Raw genomic sequence first — 16,333 nt, forward strand, 5'->3', positions numbered from 1 at the left:
GCCCTCCCGTGTGTGGCGCCGACCGCTTCGCGTTGCCCGAGATGCTAGCCGCGATCCGGTCGTGACCCTGATGCTAGCGACCGGATATCCCCATCCTCCCGGCCAAGTGCCCCGGTCTCCGCGGCGCGGGTAAGATGCCGCATCGCCGAAAAGCCGTACGTGAGCGGGGACGAGGAGGGCTGCGGTGAGTGGCAGTGGGCTTATGACAGGGTTCTGCCGGATTACGGTGGTTGCGCCGAATGTCCGGGTCGATGTGGCTCTGCCCGAAGACGTGCCGCTGGCCGAACTGCTGCCCGACATCCTGCGGATGGCCGACCAGTGGCAGAGTGAGGGCGCGCACGCCGGCTTCGTGCTCGCGCGGCTCGACGGCGCCGAGCTCGACACCGGGATGTCCTTCGCCGCACAAGGCGTGCGCAACGGCGATCTGCTCTACCTGCGCCCGGCCACCGAGACCCTGCCCCCGCCGGTCTTCGACGACGTGGTGGACGCGATCGCGCAGAGCGTCTCGGACGACCATCGGATGTGGGGCGCCCCGCACCTGCGGCAGATCGGGCTGACCGGCGGCGCGGCGCTGCTCGCCCTCGGCGCTTGGGTGCTGTGGACGTCCAACGATCCGCACGGCATGCCCGCCTTCGTCGCCGCCGTCATGGCCCTGCTGCTCACCGTCTTCGGCGGGCTGCGCTCCCGCGTGTACGGCGACCACGTCGGCGGCGCGGTCCTCGGCGGCGCGGCGGTGCCGTACGCATTCCTCGCCGGGCTCGGCGCATTGCCTGTCGACCCCGGCGCGGGCCTCGGCCGCTCGCACTTCATCGTCGGCTGCTCGGCGGTGCTCGTCGTCGCGGTGATCGGCGCGATCCTTCAGGAACAGCACGACGAGCCGTACCTCGCCGCCGCCATCGCCGCGGCTGTCGGCGCCGTCGCGGGCGCGGTCGGTCTGGCCACCGGGGCCGCTCCGGTGAAGCTGGCCGCCGGCGCGGGCACCGTCGCGATCGCGGCCATCGGCTTCATGCCCGGCCTCGCGCTGCGCGCCGTGCGCTTCCCGATGCCGCAGTTGGTGGACGGCGCGCCGCAGGTCAGCAGCACCGCACAGAAGGCCGCGCTGCCTCCGGGCAACGACGAGCCGGTCGACGCCGCGGCCATCGACCGCCGCGCCCGCCGCAGCCACGAGCTGCTCACCGGTCTGGCCGCGGCCTGCGGCCTGACCGTCGTGCTCGCCGCCTTCGTGCTGGCCCTCTCCAGCGACGGGCGCGGCGGCGGCCCGTGGGCGCAGGCCATGGCCGGGATCCTCGGCTTGGCCGCCCTCTCGCGCGCCCGGCTCTTCCGCCGCGCGGCGCAGGTCGGCACGCTGGTGTGGAGCGGCGTCGGCACCCTTCTCCTGCTGCTGGTCGGCGCAGGCGTGCACGTCTCGGACCTGGCCCGGCAGACCTGGTTCTTCGGAATCACGCTGGCCGTCGGCCTGGTTCTGGTCACGGTCGCCTTCGCTCTGCCCGGCCGCTCACTCTCCCCACGCTGGGCGCGCACCGTCGACCTGCTCGACGGACTGCTCCTCGCCTCGGTCATCCCGGTGCTGCTCGGCGTGCTGCACGTATACGGCGCCGTACAGTCGCACCACTAGCCGCCACACCGCAGCGGTGCCACACCACCGCCCCGTCTACACGACAATCCCGTCACGGCGCTGATCTCGCGCCCTTGATCCCAGCGTTGATCTTGGCGTTGAACACCCTTTACTTCCGATAGACTTTTCCACAGTCCATTCTGTGGACACATGCACCGACGGGTTTCGCCGTGCTCGTGACCAAGACCGAGTGCACCCGGGTGCTTGACTGACGAAGGAGTCCGATGGCGCTCGACGTCGCCACGAAGAAGCAGATCCTCGCCGAGTACGGCACGGTGGAGGGCGACACAGGCTCCCCGGAGGTCCAGGTCGCGCTGCTGACCAAGCGCATCAACGACCTGACCGAGCACCTGAAGGCGCACAAGCACGACCACCACTCCCGCCGGGGGATGTACCAGCTGGTCGGCAAGCGCCGCCGGCTGCTCAAGTACCTCGCTTCCCGCGACATCGCGCGTTACCGCTCGCTCATCGAGCGACTCGGTCTGCGCCGATAGTCACGGACGGTTGGGAGCGGTGCCCGGAGACCTCGGGCGCCGCTCCTTGGCGTATCGCGGTCGATGGATGCGACACCGACACCCTGTTGTGGTGTTTCGGCGCCCCACGCCTTGACCGCATGGGTTAGCGTGACGTTGGAAAGTTAGATAGTGAGAAGGGGTCCGCGCCGGGACGGCCGGGCCGACAGCATGAAGGAACGCGGCGTTCATCGCCGCAGGAGAGGCCGGTACCGATCTTCGGTAGTGGCCGTCGGAAGGCCGGCGCCCGCGGGGCGCCCGCCCGCGGTCCGGCGGCTTCGATCGGAGACCGGTGTCCAGGTTCGGTCGCCGAGTCGGCGGCGTCGCGTTCCGTCAGGACACGACAAGGAGGGCACCCGTGGAGGGTCCCAGCAGTTACACCACCGAGGCGATCATCGACAACGGACGCTTCGGCACCCGCTGCGTCCGCTTCGAGACCGGGCGGCTGGCCCGGCAGGCGGCCGGCTCGGCGGTGGCTTATCTCGACGGCGAGACGATGGTGCTGTCCGCCACGACGTACTCGAAGCACCCGAAGGACCAGCTCGACTTCTTCCCGCTCACCGTGGACGTCGAGGAGCGGATGTACGCGGCGGGCCGGATCCCCGGCTCCTTCTTCCGCCGCGAGGGCCGTCCCTCCGAGGACGCCATCCTCACCTGCCGGCTGATCGACCGGCCGCTGCGCCCCTCCTTCGCGAAGGGCCTGCGCAACGAGATCCAGATCGTCGCCACCATCATGGCGCTGCACCCCGAGCACCTCTACGACGTGGTCGCGATCAACGCCGCCTCCGCTTCGACGCAGCTGGCGGGCGTCCCGTTCTCCGGCCCGATCGGCGGCGTGCGCGTCGCGCTGATCGAGGGCCAGTGGGTCGCGTTCCCGACCCACCCCGAGCTGGAGAACGCGGTCTTCGACATGGTGGTCGCCGGGCGCGTCCTGGAGGACGGCGACGTCGCGATCATGATGGTCGAGGCCGAGGCCACCACCGCCACGATCGAGCTGGTCAGGGATGGCGCGCAGGCGCCGACCGAAGAGGTCGTCGCCGAGGGCCTCGAAGCCGCCAAGCCGTTCATCAAGGTGCTGTGCCAGGCGCAGGCCGAACTGGTCCGGCAGGCCGCACAGCATCTGAACGGAACAAGGCCCGTGCCCGAGTTCCCGCAGTACTTCGACTACCAGCCGGACGTCTTCGAGGCCGTCTCGGAGGCCGTCTGCGCCGACCTCGCCGCCGCGCTCACCATCGCGGGCAAGCAGGATCGCGAGGCCGAGCAGGACCGGGTCAAGGCCGTGGCCGTCGAGAAGCTGGCCGGGCAGTTCGAGGGCCGCGAGAAGGAGATCTCCGGGGCGTTCCGCGCGCTGACCAAGAAACTGGTGCGCGAGCGGATCATCCGCGACCGGGTGCGCATCGACGGCCGCGGCGTGGCCGACATCCGCGCCCTGGCCGCCGAGGTCGAGGTCGTCCCGCGGGTCCACGGCTCGGCGCTGTTCGAGCGCGGCGAGACCCAGATCCTCGGCGTCACCACGCTCAACATGCTGCGGATGGAGCAGCAGCTCGACACGCTCGCGCCGGAGACGCGCAAGCGCTACATGCACAACTACAACTTCCCGCCCTACTCCACCGGCGAGACCGGCCGGGTCGGCTCGCCCAAGCGGCGCGAGATCGGCCACGGCGCCCTCGCCGAGCGCGCGCTGGTGCCGGTCCTGCCCAGCCGCGAGGAGTTCCCGTACGCGATCCGCCAGGTCTCCGAGGCGATCGGCTCGAACGGCTCGACCTCGATGGGCTCCGTCTGCGCGAGCACGATGTCGCTGCTCAACGCGGGCGTGCCGCTCAAGGCCCCGGTCGCGGGCATCGCGATGGGCCTGGTGTCCGCCGAGATCGACGGCAAGACCGAGTACGTCGCGCTGACCGACATCCTCGGTGCCGAGGACGCGTACGGTGACATGGACTTCAAGGTCGCCGGCACAAAGGACTTCGTGACCGCCCTCCAGCTGGACACGAAGCTCGACGGCATCCCCGCCTCCGTCCTCGCCCAGGCGCTCAAGCAGGCCCGCGACGCCCGGCTGCACGTCCTGGACGTCATGCTGGAGGCGATCGACGCGCCGGACGAGATGTCCCAGTACGCCCCGCGGATCATCACGGTCAAGATCCCGGTGGACAAGATCGGCGAGGTCATCGGCCCGAAGGGCAAGATGATCAACCAGATCCAGGAGGACACCGGCGCCGACATCACCATCGAGGACGACGGCACGATCTACATCGGCGCCGCCAACGGCACCTCCGCCGAAGCGGCCCGTCAGACGATCAACCAGATCGCCAACCCGACGATGCCCGAGGTCGGCGAGCGGTACCTCGGCACGGTGGTCAAGACCACCACCTTCGGCGCGTTCGTCTCGCTGATGCCCGGCAAGGACGGCCTGCTGCACGTCTCGCAGCTGCGCAAGATCGCCGGCGGCAAGCGGGTGGAGAACGTCGAGGACGTGGTCAAGGTCGGCGACAAGCTCCAGGTGGAGATCGCCGAGATCGACCAGCGCGGCAAGCTCTCGCTCGTGCCGGTGATCGAGCAGGCGGCCGAGGAGGAGGCCAAGGCGGCCGACGCCGCCCCCGACCAGGACTGACCCGGACCGCCCACACCAACCAGAACCCGCGCGAGCGCCCACACCAACCAGGTAAGAACTTTGATACAGGTGGCCGAGCAGACTCCGCCCCCGCGTGCCGGGGCACGCGCGCTGCTTGCGGGCGCGACCGAGACGGTGCTTCCGGGCACGGACGGCTCCGGCGAGATCCGCCGGACCGTGCTGCCCGGAGGCATCCGCGTCATCACCGAGGCGATGCCCTCGGTCCGTTCGGTGACCCTCGGCGTGTGGGTCGGCGTCGGCTCGCGCGACGAGGGCCCCGAGTCGGCCGGCGCCAGCCACTACCTGGAGCACCTGCTGTTCAAGGGCACCGCGCGGCGCTCGGCGCTGGACATCTCCGCCTCGATCGAGGCGGTCGGCGGAGAGATCAACGCCTTCACCACGAAGGAGTACACCTGCTACTACGCCCGGGTCCTCGACGCGGATCTGCCGCTCGCCGCCGACGTCGTCACCGACGTGGTCGCGGCGGCGCTGATCCGCCCCGAGGACGTGGAGTCGGAGCGCGGCGTGATCCTCGAAGAGATCGCGATGACCGACGACGACCCGGGCGACGTGGTGCACGACGAGTTCGCACTCGCGCTGTTCGGCGACAGCCCGCTGGGCCGCCCCATCGCGGGCACCGTGCAGTCCGTCAAGGCCCTCACGAGGAACCAGATCGCCGAGCACTACCACCGCCACTACACCGGTCCCAACCTCGTCGTGGCGGCCGCCGGCAACCTCGACCACGACCGTGTCGTGGAACTGATCTACGAGGCCTTCCAGCGCTCCACATCGACCACTGACTCGCACCTCCTGCTCGACCCGGCCCTCACCCCGTCGGGCCCCCGTAACCTCGCCAGCACGGCCCCGTCCGGCGCCGGCACGCGCCTGATCAACCGCAAGACCGAGCAGGCGCACCTGGTCCTCGGCATGCCGGGCGTGCATCGCACCGACGATCGCCGCTGGGCCCTGGGCGTCCTGGCCGCGGTCCTGGGCGGCGGCATGTCCTCCCGCCTCTTCCAGGAAGTGCGTGAAAAGCGCGGCCTCGCCTACTCCGTGTACAGCTACGCCTCGCAATACGCTGACGCCGGCGCGTTCGGCGTATACGCGGGCTGTCAGCCGAAGAAGCTGCGCGAAGTGATCGACCTGTGCCGCGCCGAGATCGCCAACCTGGTGAAGACCGGTATCACGGAAAGTGAGCTCGCCCTCGGCATCGGCCAACTACGCGGCGGCATGGTCCTGGGCCTGGAGGACACCGGCTCGCGGATGAGCCGGCTGGGCAAGGGCGAACTGGTCTACGGCGAGCACCTGTCGGTGGACGCGGTCCTGGACCTGATCGCCGGAGTGACGCTCGACGACGTGCGCGCCGTGACCGCCGACCTGCTCACGGCGTCTCCCGCGGTAGCCGTCATCGGTCCGTACAAGGACCCTTCCGCCTTCATCTCCTGACACTGACATGACACTCATTGCACTCATGACACTCCTGACACTAGGGACACCAGGTCCGCCATGATCAACGTAGCCGTCTTCGGCGCCGCCGGCCGCATGGGACAACAAGTCTGCGACGCCGTGGACGAGGCCGACGGCATGCAGGTCGTCGCGCGTATCGACGTAGACGACGACCCGAAAGCAGCGATCGCCGCAGGCGCGACCGTAGCCGTGGACTTCACGCATCCCCAGGCCGTCCTGGACAACCTGGAGTTCTGCGCGAGAAACGGCATCCACGCCGTGGTCGGCACCAGCGGTTTCACCCCCGACCGGATCGCCCAAGTGCAGGCCTGGCTGGCCGAGTCGCCATCGCCGTCCACCGGCGTCCTGATCGCCCCGAACTTCTCGCTGGGCGCCGTCCTGATGATGAAGTTCGCCGCTCAAGCCGCGCCCCTGTTCGAGTCGGTAGAGATCATCGAACTGCACCACCCTGACAAGGCCGACGCCCCCAGCGGCACCGCCCAACGCACCGCCGAACTGGTAGCCCAAGCCCGCGCCGAGGCCCGAAGCGCCCCCTTCCCCGACGCGACCACGTACGACGCCGACCACCACCGCGGCGGCACGGTCCAAGGCGTCCCCGTCCACTCGGTGCGCCTACGCGGCCTGATCGCCCACCAGGAAGTCCTGCTCGGCGCAAAGGGCGAGACCCTGACCATCCGCCACGACTCGCTCGACCGAGTCTCCTTCATGCCCGGCGTCCTGCTAGGCGTGCGCCGGGTCGCCGAACACCCCGGCCTAACCGTCGGCCTAGAGCACTACCTGGACCAGTAGGCCCACCAAATACTGACCAACCGGTGTCAGATGCGGGCCCATCCCCACGTAGCCGCGCCCACCCGACGCCGCGCGCCGACTCGACCGCCTCCAACGACGCTCGCAGCAGACTGGAACACGCCGCGCTGGCAATGCCGCACTCCCGCACCCTGCCCCCGCTCCGCGCCCTCGCCCAAGGCTCGGCCGCTCCACGGCCTCAGCGCGCTGCCGCGCACCCGCCAAGCGCCGAACGCTGCGCTGCTCGGGGCTCCGCTGCGCTCCGCCGACGCCTGCGGCTGGCTTCATAACGCCTACGGCTACCCGCCCTCCCGCCCCACACGCTCCGCAGCCTCGCTGACGCAAGGCCGCTCCGCTCCCGTACCGGTGTCGCCTGTGGCGCCAAGCACCCCCATACCCCAGCGGCCGGACCGCGCTCACCGCAGCGTCAGCACCAGTCGTGATCGTGGTCACCGCTCCTCTGGTCACCCCCGGCCACCGGCACCGGGCCAACACCACGCCCGCCGCCGGCCGCCTCCGCCGTTGTCAACCTACAAAGCAGGTTGGAATGGCGGCGGCCCCGGAGTACTGCCCGGGGCCGCCGCCTACGGAACATCAGTCGATGTCAAACCGCGTGCGCTCGATCCACAACCCCTGCGGCATCGTATGCACCGTCACCTCAACCGCCCGATCCTGCGCAGTCCATCCGACGTGTTCGATCACAAAGACATGTTGATCTTCGCTGATCTGGAGCGCCGTCATCTCCTCCGGCGTCGGCGGCCGACCAGTGCGCTCCTCTGTCACGTAAGCCTGCGCGTGGCCAAGCTCAGCCATCCGGCTGATCATGCCGCCCACGCCCTCATCAACGTGTTCCAACACGCTGCCGCCGAACAGCTCGACCGACACGTACGAGTCCGCAAGCTGAGTAATCGTGTCGGCGGCCCACATGACCCGGCTGCGCACAATCGCAGACTCATCATCGGCGCGGATGCCAAGGATCTGCGCCACCCGTGCGGGCGGCACCACACGCCGAACCTCCAGAACCACACGCGGCTCAAGCCCAAGGGCCTTGATCTGCGCATCGTAAGCGCCACCTGCGCCGTTCTGCTCACGGGCAGCTCGGCGATAACGCGCGGACGCATCACGCACGAGGGGTGGAATGGGCATGACGATTGACCTCAATCCTCGTCGGTTGATAGTGAGCCCGCATGCGTTGAGGACGCGCAAGGCTCGGCTTACCGTCGCCTGATTGACGCGGTAGCGCGAAGCCAGCTCCTCCTGCGGCGGCAGTTCACTGCCGCGCGGGTAGACACCTGCCTCGATGTCGACGCGAATCGCATCGGCAACGGCCCGGTAGGCGCTGACTCGTCGGATCTCCATACGCCGCACGCTATCACCACCTATGACTTATGGCATAACCCTTGACTCTGTGCCAGGGCGCGGGCACTCTATAGCCAGGTAATGGCATATGTCATAACTGCCGAGGAGATTCGTGTGACTGCTCAGCGCCCGCGCATGGTCATGCGGATCTGGGGCCGCACCCCACAGGGCGCAGACCGCGCGGAAGCCAGCGGGCGTCAGGCCGCCGAACGCCACAACTGGGAGATCGCGCACACCGACCGCACCACTGGTCCCACTCGGCGCATCCCACGCAAGGACCCTGACGCACTAGACCAGGGCGAGGCATGGAACCGGACCTGGGCCTTATACGACGAGGAAGGACCAGCATCGTGGATACGCTAATTCAGTCACAAGACATTGTCCTATATGTCTGTGGACTGACATTCGTCGAGCAGGACTTCACCATCCACATGGCGCACCGTGGACGGGGGTGCCGCGGGTGGTCATGAACCCGACCATGCACCAGCCGCGACCGAGCCACGCCACCACCCACGTGACACCAACAAGCGCGAGCTTGGACGCACTAGCCAAGCCCACGCGCGTGGTCCTGCGGCTTTGGGGCTGTACGGATGCTGACGTCGAGCTTGCCGAGGAGAACGCCCGGCATTGGCGCTTCAGCAGCACGTGGGACATCGTCGAGGTCATCCCAAGCACCGGAACGCCGTGCCCCATCCCCAGGAACGACCCGATCGCCTTGAAGCAGAACGCGGAGTACGACGCCGCGTGGGCCGCCTACCGGGCGACGGGGGCTCCGCCGTGAGCCCCTTTTGGCCGTTGCTGGGCGAAGCCGTGCGCGCTCCGCTGCCATACGTGTGGCGACCCGCGCAGCCTCCGCCCGTGGACGAGGCGACCCTGCGCCGCGTGATCGCAGGACTCGAACAACTTACCGCGCAACACCGCCACGGCGCGCGCCGCGCCTGACCCCGGCCGAAGCGCACCCGCACCGGCGGGCAGGCCACGGCACCCCTGCCCCAGCCCGACCCTCCAGAGGCCGGGGGGCACCCCAAGCCCCCGGACAGCCCGCCCGGGTTCCCATATCAGTACCTGAATGATTGAGAGCGACATGGCCCAGCCTGCCGCGCAGACCGGCGACATCAAAGCCCCGATCCGTGTGCTGCTCAACCCGGACACCAGCAGCCGCATCACCCTGATCGGCACCGTCCACGCCGCCCAACCCGGCTACTACCAGGCGCTGGGCGAGATCATCGACGGCATCGCGGATCAGGGCGGCCGGATCTACGCCGAGCAGGTCACCGCCCCTACCCCCGAACAGTTGGCCTCCGCCCCCGAGACCCTGCGCTTCGGCGCGGACGTGATCGCCCGCATGCTCGCCGACGGGCAGCAGCAGGCCAAGGACATAGGCCTGACGCTGCAAAAGGAGGCCCTGCCGGTACGCGACGGCTGGGAAGTCCACGACCTGGACATGCTCGCGGTCGCCGCAGCCTACGGCGAGGACGAGTTGCGCCGCATGGACGGCGAACTGAAGCAAGCCCAGTACATGTTTAACAACTTCACCCCCGACCTGCAACGCGCACTGCTGTTCCAGGCCGTGAGCACCGAACTGGACGTCGCCACCGGCGTAGCGTCCGCCGAACTGCTCTTCCCCGGCATCAACCTCCAGGTAGCCACCCAGCGCGAACAGGCCGCCCTGACCGCACTCGACACCCGACTGTCCTACACCCCCGACGCGCACGTCGCCCTGCTCTGGGGCGCGGGCCACGTGCCCGCATTCACTAAGGCCCTGGCCGAACGCGGCTACAAGCGGGACGACGAACAGTGGATCACCGCCATCCACGCCGAGTTCACCACCCCCGCACCGGCCGCACAGCCGTCCGCCAGCACCGAAGGGAACTGACAACGCCATGGGCAAGAAGGACCAGCCCCAGGACAAGGGCAAGAGCGACGACGAGTACGCCCCCGGCACCTTGAAGGGCGAACTCGACTTCTACGACAACGTCACTCAACCCATCAGGGACGCGCTGAACGCCAAGAAGGAGTGGGAGGAGCAGAACAAGCCCAGATGACGCGGATCGTGCTCTTCCGCAACACGCGACCGCTCGCCGGGCCGCAGGCAGCCGCCGAACTGCCAGCGGACCAGACCACCGCCGCCGTGCTGCTCGCCGCGCTGCTCAACCACCGCCACGCAAAAGCGTGGACCGGCGAATACGGCGCAGTGATCGACCCGGAAGACGGCACGCAACCCGTCATCATCACCGAGGACGACCCCCGCGTGATGATCGCACGCGGACTACTCCTGAACCTCGCCGAACATGGCCACTACAGCGACGACGAACTGACCCGGGTCCGCGCCGCCGTCCTGCGCCTAGAAGAAACACCCTAAGACCGGCTGCACGATGGTAAAAGTCCGCCGCGCAGCCAGCGAGCAACACCCCGGACCGTTGCCCGCGACCGGGGCCGGACCGCTCTCACAGGCGGCGGTCCGGCCCCGGCCACCCCCAAGCGGCGACCACCACACCGCGCCGCCCGAACCCGACATCACCACCAACCTTTGGGGCTCACCCGACAAGGTCACATGTGATCAGGAGATGACCGCGATGTACCAGCTCATTGCAAGCCCGTTCATCGATGACTACCTGATCGTTCGCCCCGGCCACCAGGCGGGCGTGAAGATCCCGCGCCGCAACTACCTCGAATTGGGGCGCGCTGCCGCCACGGGAGCCCAATCGCCACAGTGGCTTGCCGACACCGCGCGCAAAGCGTGGGGCCTGGAGCTCGGGACCAGCAAGGTCACCGAGACCGTGATCATCCGCGACCAGTCCGCATTCTCCTTCGGCCGTGCCTCCTATGAACTGAACCTCGGGTGCAACTACGACTGCGAACACTGCTATCTCGGGCTCAAGACCTTCAGTGGCCTGGGCTGGGACCAGCGGGTTCGGCTGCTGTACACGATGCGCGACGCCGGAGTGCTGTGGCTGCAACTGACCGGTGGCGAACCGCTGATTGACCAATTGTTCGCCGACACGTACACCCTCGCCTACGACCTCGGGATGATGCTGCACATCTCGTCGAACGCTTCGCGGCTGCACAACCAGGCGATCCTGGATCTGCTCGACACCCGCCGCCCCTACCGGATCACGGTAAGCGTGTACGGGGCGAGCGAAGCGAGCTATGACGGCCTGGTGCGCCGCCGTGGAGCTTTCAAGCTGTTCGAGCGCGGCATGACCGCCGCCCTTGAGGCCGCTCTACCCATGCGACTGAACATCGTACTCACCAAAACCAACGCCCACGAAGAAGCTGTGATGATCAAGATGGCTGAGCGGTGGGGGCTTGAGTACCTGGTCTACTCGAACCTCTCGCCGACCATCTACGGAGGCGCAGAGGTGTTGCCCGCGCAGTCGACCGAGCACCTTCGCGCTCGCAAGCCGTTCACCGGCTGCAACGCCGGACACACCTTCTTCCACGTCGATCCGCACGGCAAGGCCAGCATCTGCAAGGTCGGGCGCGACTCCCAGATCGACCTGTCGGCCGAAGGCGTGCACGGCCTTCGGCGGCTCGGCGCCATCGCCGACAACCTGATGCTTCGCACCGGTGGTTGCTCCGGCTGCCAGCTCTCCGGCACGTGCACGGTGTGCCGACCGCTGGCCAAGCTCTACCAGGACGCGAAGGCCCCGCTCAACACCTACTGCCAGCACGGAAGGAGCAGCGCGTGACCGCGGTCATGATCGAGATCCGCCCCCGATCCGTCGAGGACGAGGAGATCGACGAGACGCCGGAAACCGACGTCATCGAGATCATCAGCGACCTGGACAAGGTCGTCGAGCACACCATGTGCTCATGCAGCGCGAGCGACGATAACCCCTACTAGAAGCCCTATGGTTGGGCGTGGCCTCCCACCACGGGCCACGCCCGCCAGCACCAGCCAAGGACCACGATGCAGCGAGTTCACTGGGAACGCCTGCCCGGCACCGTGCGCGACGCGATCCAGGCCCAGACCGGTCCGGTCCGGCGCGCGACGACCGCGAAGGAAGGACTCAACTCCGAAATCGCGCTCTTCCTGGACACCGACGCCGGATCCTTCTTCGTCAAGGGGCTGCGCCTCAGTCACCCCGGCGTGGTCACCCAACGGCGTGAAGCGGCGATCAGCCCCCACGTTGCGCCCGTCTCACCGCGCCTGCTCTGGCACATCCAGATCGACGACTGGGATCTTCTCGGCTTCGAACGCATCCCGGGCCGCCACGCCGACTACTCGCCCGGCTCGCCCGACCTGCCCCTGGTCGTTGACGCCATGCGACGACTCGGCGAAATCCCCTGCCCGGACGCACCAGTCAAGATCGCCGAACAGCGCTGGGCCGCATACATCAACGACGAAGCATCCCGCCGACTACTGGCCGGCGACCAACTCCTGCACACCGACTACAACCCGTTCAACATCCTGATCCACCGCGACACCGCCCACATCATCGACTGGGCATGGCCAACCAAAGGCGCTGCATGGATCGACCCCTGCTGCCTGGTCATGAGACTGATCACAGCCGGTCACGCCCCCGAAGAAGCCGAACACTGGGCACAGCAAACACCCGCGTGGCACACCGCCAGCCCCCACGCCATCGACACCTTCGCCACAGCCAGCACCCGGCTATGGCGCGAAATCAGCCAAGCCAAACCACTCACTAACTGGAAGACCGGCATGGCGAAATCCGCCCACATCTGGGCCGAGCACCGACAAAGCGTGCGCGACAGATCGTAGGCACCACAGCCCCTCACCTACGGACCCGGCTCGCACGAACACCGCACTCACCACCGGGGTGGGGGATTCTTTAGCCACCACCCCACACGGGCAGGACACCGGCCAAACAATCCCACACCCCTCACAGCCCCACCACGAGACCCAGCGCGGCCCGGCGAGCCGGTACACTCGCGGGAAGCGCATCAGCCCAGGTTGAAATAGGTGTGCCGACCAGGCTTGACAACTCCGATGGAGTCGTGCCGACGGTGTGCGCACATGCCGGATGTCTCGACCCCGAGCGGATCGAGGTGCTGGCGCGTGGCGTGGAGCAAGCCGCGGTTGCCACAGTCCTCGATTCAGCGGGGCCGACACTCGTGCCTGTGACGCCACCTCATCATCAGAAGTGGAACATCACTCGGTAACTGACGTGACGGCGCGGAGCGCGTTATCGAGTGAAGTACAGGTGGGTGGCTCCGCTGGGCACGCAGATCACTTCGACGGTGTACCGCTCGTGTAGCGAGTCGAGACCGTCCCAGAGCCGGACGCCTCGCCCCAGCACGAGTGGCACCAACACGACATGCAGGTAGTCGACAAGGTCGGCCGCCAGGAACTCGTTGACGGTTGTGGGTCCGCCCCCGAGCCGGACGTCTAGGCCGCCGGCCGCATCGCGGGCGCGCTCAAGGACCTCGGCGGGGGTGCCGCTCACGAAGTGGAACGTGGTGTCGCCGACGGTGAGCGGTTCGCGTTCCCAGTGCGTCATGACGAAGCAGGGTGTGTGGAACGGTGCCTCCTCGCTCCACCAGCCGGGCCAGCCGCTGTCGGGCCAGGGGCCCGTGGTGGGCCGGAACTTGTTGCGGCCCATGATTTCCGCGCCGATCCCGGTGCCCCAGGGCGCGGCGATCGCCTCGTCCGGGCCGAGATTCCTATCTGGTTGCATGCCGCGCCAGAGCCGGAGCTTCCCGAACCAGTCGAGGAACTCCTTTTGCGCATGGCCGAAACCGGCCTCGGCCGACTGGCCCTCGCCGGTGGCGTATCCGTCAAGGGACACGACGAAGTTGTGGACGCGCAGTTTTGACACGGAGGTCCTCCCTGGTTGTGCGCAGTGGTCAACCATATGACGATGACACGGCGACGTTTCCGACAGCCTTGTAGGAAATGGCCGGGGGCAATCGTCATGACGGTGAGGCCCGCCTACAGTGGCCCACCGGCCAAGGAGCGAATTGTGAAGTACGCGATGTTCATCGTCATGGACCCCGAGGCCACCGAGGCCGACGACGCGGCCGCCCCCTCGATCGACGACTGGTTCGACTACATGATCGGCAAGGGAGCGTATCGGCAGGGGATACGGCTGCAACCGAAGTCCGACGCGACGACCGTACGTGTGCGCGACGGCAAGGTGCTTATCACCGACGGCCCTTTCACCGAGTCGGCGGAGTGGATCGCTGGCCTGGCCATCATCGAGTGCGAGGACCTCGATGAGGCGATCGAGCAGGCACTGAGGCACAACATGGCATATCAGGGCCGTCTGGAGATCCGGCCGATCCACTCCATGGGTGGCCCGGACGACTGGCGGGCCACCGAATGACCGTTGGTCGCGCGACCGCGCCGGATACCGTCGCCGTGGCGGTCCGGCGTGGTCGCCTGGCCGTCATGGCCACGCTGGTGCGCCTGACCGGTGACTTCGATCTCGCCGAGGACTGCTGGCAGGACGCCGTCGAACAGGCCTTGATCAAGTGGCCGGTCAACGGCGTGCCCGACAAGGCGGAGGCGTGGCTGAGCGTCGTCGCGCGCAACCGCGCCATAGACGCCCTCAGACGCCGTCGCACCGAACTCGACAAGCTGTACGACCTGCACGCCGCAAGCCGACTCCAAGGCGGCCGTCCTTGCGTTACCGACGACGACCGGCTCAAACTGCTGTTCGCATGCTGCCACCCCGCCCTTCCGGTCGCCGGTCGCGTCGCACTGACCCTCAAGACGGTCACCGGATTGTCCACTCGCGAGGTCGCGCGGGCTTTCCTGGTGTCCGAGGCGACGATGGGCCAGCGGCTGCTGCGCACCAAAACGAAGATCAAGAATGCCGGGATCGCGCTGCGCGTCCCGCCCGCCGACCAATTCGCCGACCGTGTCGATGGCGTTCTGGCCGTGATCTATCTGCTGTTCACCGAGGGCTACAGTGCCACCGAAGGTCCGCCGACGCGCGAAGCCCTGGCTCGTGAGGCGATCGAACTCGCGCTGCTCATGGTTGACCTGCTCCCCGCGCACAACGAGGCCAGGGCCCTGCTCGCGCTCATGCTGCTACAGGACTCGCGACGCCGTGCGCGCATCAGCGGTTCTGGAGAACTGGTGCCGATCGACGAGCAGGACCGGGCACTGTGGGATCGTGACCAGATCAACGCTGGCCTCAGGGCCCTTGTCGCAATCTCACCCGATCAGAGCCCCGGTCCGTATCGTCTTCAAGCTGCCATCGCCGCGCTGCACGCGACCGCCGAGCGGGCCGAGTCGACCGACTGGGGACGCGTCGTCAAAGCGTACGACGCCCTCCTGACGATCCAATACAACCCCGTCATCGCGCTGAACCGGCTGGTCGCACTCAGCTTCCGGGACGGGCCCGACCAAGCCCTCGAACTGCTCCCGATGCTCCAGGAGGAGCTTGTCGGCTACCCCCTACTACCCGCTGTCCACGCGGACTTCCTGCGGCGCGCTGGCCGCATCGCCGCAGCTATACCCGTCTACCGCACCGCTATGGACCGGGCACGCACCGGTGCAGAACGACGCTTTCTTGCCCGCCGGCTCGGTGAACTCCTGAACACGGCGTGACACATGTGGTGCTCACCGCGCCAGGTAGGAGCTGGCCATGACAGCAGAGCCGCAGCTCAGGGCGCAGTTCGGAAGCACACCTTCGGGAACGTCTTGCTGTCGTTGTGCGGAGTGAATCAGTGCTGGACTGGCCGTGGTCTGGCCCCTGCCAAGCCGGAAGCACTGGGCCTTTTTCAACCTCGGCGTTACGCGGCGAGATGGAGGCCGAGCACGGTCTGGGCGGTCGGCCGCGATCCGGTTGATTGTCGGGAACGTTCCGCCGCGGGTCACGTGTGCGCCTGCAAAAGAATCAGGTCTCTGCGTTATGGCGCAGCCCTGAGCCCGGCTCTAACCTCAGTGTCATGAGGCAGGCACGTTCCGTGATTTTTCGGCGAGGACGTCGGCGGGGCGTGCTTGTCCGGCAAGGTCACCGCACTCGGGTTGGAAGGAGAACCAGCTGATGCTGGGCAACAAGTACAGGC

At 67.9% G+C, this 16,333-nt stretch carries 17 protein-coding genes; 15 read left to right on the forward strand and 2 right to left on the reverse strand.

Annotated elements, in window-relative coordinates; all coding sequences use genetic code 11:
• Positions 1–202 precede the first annotated feature (202 nt).
• The 5 genes from eccD to dapB all read left to right on the forward strand — a co-directional run bounded on the left by eccD (position 203) and on the right by dapB (position 6,991).
• Positions 203–1,615: a type VII secretion integral membrane protein EccD gene (eccD, locus tag VGS97_RS10630; protein WP_326853189.1), complete on the forward strand. Its 1,413-nt coding sequence runs from the start codon at positions 203–205 to the stop codon at positions 1,613–1,615.
• 224 nt (positions 1,616–1,839) lie between these two features.
• Complete coding sequence (gene rpsO, locus VGS97_RS10635) at positions 1,840–2,109, forward strand: 30S ribosomal protein S15 (RefSeq protein ID WP_326853173.1); 270 nt, start codon at positions 1,840–1,842, stop codon at positions 2,107–2,109.
• Positions 2,110–2,485: 376 nt separating this feature from the next.
• The gene (locus tag VGS97_RS10640; RefSeq protein WP_326853174.1) at positions 2,486–4,735 is read left to right on the forward strand and encodes a polyribonucleotide nucleotidyltransferase; all 2,250 of its coding nucleotides are present in this window, start codon (positions 2,486–2,488) and stop codon (positions 4,733–4,735) included.
• Positions 4,736–4,804: 69 nt separating this feature from the next.
• Entirely contained in the window at positions 4,805–6,181 is a 1,377-nt protein-coding gene (locus tag VGS97_RS10645; protein WP_326853175.1) for a pitrilysin family protein, read from the forward strand.
• A 60-nt stretch (positions 6,182–6,241) separates the two neighbouring features.
• On the forward strand, positions 6,242–6,991 hold the full coding sequence (dapB, locus tag VGS97_RS10650) for a 4-hydroxy-tetrahydrodipicolinate reductase (protein ID WP_326853176.1): 750 nt from the start codon (positions 6,242–6,244) through the stop codon (positions 6,989–6,991).
• A 591-nt stretch (positions 6,992–7,582) separates the two neighbouring features.
• Here the strand turns inward: dapB and VGS97_RS10655 are convergent.
• Entirely contained in the window at positions 7,583–8,347 is a 765-nt protein-coding gene (locus VGS97_RS10655; RefSeq protein ID WP_326853177.1) for a GntR family transcriptional regulator, read from the reverse strand.
• 114 nt (positions 8,348–8,461) lie between these two features.
• On the opposite strand from VGS97_RS10655, the gene VGS97_RS10660 reads away from it, so the two are divergent.
• The 8 genes from VGS97_RS10660 (at position 8,462) to VGS97_RS10695 (ending at position 13,076) form a co-directional block, all read left to right on the forward strand.
• Entirely contained in the window at positions 8,462–8,710 is a 249-nt protein-coding gene (locus VGS97_RS10660) for a hypothetical protein (protein ID WP_326853178.1), read from the forward strand.
• 103 nt (positions 8,711–8,813) lie between these two features.
• Complete coding sequence (locus VGS97_RS10665; RefSeq protein WP_326853179.1) at positions 8,814–9,128, forward strand: hypothetical protein; 315 nt, start codon at positions 8,814–8,816, stop codon at positions 9,126–9,128.
• Positions 9,129–9,416: 288 nt separating this feature from the next.
• Entirely contained in the window at positions 9,417–10,223 is an 807-nt protein-coding gene (locus tag VGS97_RS10670; protein WP_326853180.1) for a hypothetical protein, read from the forward strand.
• 7 nt (positions 10,224–10,230) lie between these two features.
• Positions 10,231–10,392 (forward strand): hypothetical protein, encoded by a 162-nt coding sequence (locus VGS97_RS10675; RefSeq protein WP_326853181.1) that lies wholly within the window; start codon positions 10,231–10,233, stop codon positions 10,390–10,392.
• Positions 10,389–10,709, forward strand: a complete 321-nt coding sequence (locus VGS97_RS10680) for a hypothetical protein (protein WP_326853182.1) — start codon at positions 10,389–10,391, stop codon at positions 10,707–10,709. Before VGS97_RS10675 ends, VGS97_RS10680 begins: the two co-directional genes overlap by 4 nt.
• A 58-nt stretch (positions 10,710–10,767) precedes the next feature.
• Entirely contained in the window at positions 10,768–12,039 is a 1,272-nt protein-coding gene (locus VGS97_RS10685; RefSeq protein ID WP_326853183.1) for a radical SAM protein, read from the forward strand.
• Positions 12,036–12,194 carry a hypothetical protein gene (locus tag VGS97_RS10690; protein ID WP_326853184.1) on the forward strand — a complete coding sequence of 53 codons (159 nt, stop codon included), beginning with the start codon at positions 12,036–12,038 and terminating at the stop codon, positions 12,192–12,194. Before VGS97_RS10685 ends, VGS97_RS10690 begins: the two co-directional genes overlap by 4 nt.
• A gap of 66 nt (positions 12,195–12,260) precedes the next feature.
• The gene (locus tag VGS97_RS10695) at positions 12,261–13,076 is read left to right on the forward strand and encodes an RIO1 family regulatory kinase/ATPase (protein WP_326853185.1); all 816 of its coding nucleotides are present in this window, start codon (positions 12,261–12,263) and stop codon (positions 13,074–13,076) included.
• A 424-nt stretch (positions 13,077–13,500) separates the two neighbouring features.
• On the opposite strand, the gene VGS97_RS10700 is transcribed toward VGS97_RS10695, so the two are convergent.
• Positions 13,501–14,133 (reverse strand): dihydrofolate reductase family protein, encoded by a 633-nt coding sequence (locus tag VGS97_RS10700; protein ID WP_326853186.1) that lies wholly within the window; start codon positions 14,131–14,133, stop codon positions 13,501–13,503.
• A 144-nt stretch (positions 14,134–14,277) separates the two neighbouring features.
• Here VGS97_RS10700 and VGS97_RS10705 point away from each other — a divergent pair, with 144 nt between their 5' ends.
• Together VGS97_RS10705 and VGS97_RS10710 are read left to right on the forward strand one after the other, a co-directional pair.
• Complete coding sequence (locus VGS97_RS10705) at positions 14,278–14,640, forward strand: YciI family protein (protein ID WP_326853187.1); 363 nt, start codon at positions 14,278–14,280, stop codon at positions 14,638–14,640.
• Positions 14,641–14,705: 65 nt separating this feature from the next.
• Positions 14,706–15,872: an RNA polymerase sigma factor gene (locus VGS97_RS10710; protein WP_326853188.1), complete on the forward strand. Its 1,167-nt coding sequence runs from the start codon at positions 14,706–14,708 to the stop codon at positions 15,870–15,872.
• Positions 15,873–16,333 lie beyond the last annotated feature (461 nt).

It is taken from the genome of Actinocrinis sp. (genome assembly GCF_035946395.1).
Classification (GTDB): Bacteria; Actinomycetota; Actinomycetes; order Streptomycetales; family Catenulisporaceae; genus Actinocrinis.

Bases quoted from the DNA above. Each gene is read 5' to 3' on its own strand.
- eccD (WP_326853189.1), top strand. From the start codon at position 203: ATGACAGGGTTCTGCCGGATTACGGTGGTTGCGCCGAATGTCCGGGTC.
- rpsO (WP_326853173.1), top strand. From the start codon at position 1,840: ATGGCGCTCGACGTCGCCACGAAGAAGCAGATCCTCGCCGAGTACGGC.
- dapB (WP_326853176.1), top strand. From the start codon at position 6,242: ATGATCAACGTAGCCGTCTTCGGCGCCGCCGGCCGCATGGGACAACAA.
- VGS97_RS10655 (WP_326853177.1), bottom strand. From the start codon at position 8,347: ATGGAGATCCGACGAGTCAGCGCCTACCGGGCCGTTGCCGATGCGATT.
- VGS97_RS10665 (WP_326853179.1), top strand. From the start codon at position 8,814: ATGAACCCGACCATGCACCAGCCGCGACCGAGCCACGCCACCACCCAC.
- VGS97_RS10670 (WP_326853180.1), top strand. From the start codon at position 9,417: ATGATTGAGAGCGACATGGCCCAGCCTGCCGCGCAGACCGGCGACATC.
- VGS97_RS10675 (WP_326853181.1), top strand. From the start codon at position 10,231: ATGGGCAAGAAGGACCAGCCCCAGGACAAGGGCAAGAGCGACGACGAG.
- VGS97_RS10680 (WP_326853182.1), top strand. From the start codon at position 10,389: ATGACGCGGATCGTGCTCTTCCGCAACACGCGACCGCTCGCCGGGCCG.
- VGS97_RS10695 (WP_326853185.1), top strand. From the start codon at position 12,261: ATGCAGCGAGTTCACTGGGAACGCCTGCCCGGCACCGTGCGCGACGCG.
- VGS97_RS10710 (WP_326853188.1), top strand. From the start codon at position 14,706: ATGGCCACGCTGGTGCGCCTGACCGGTGACTTCGATCTCGCCGAGGAC.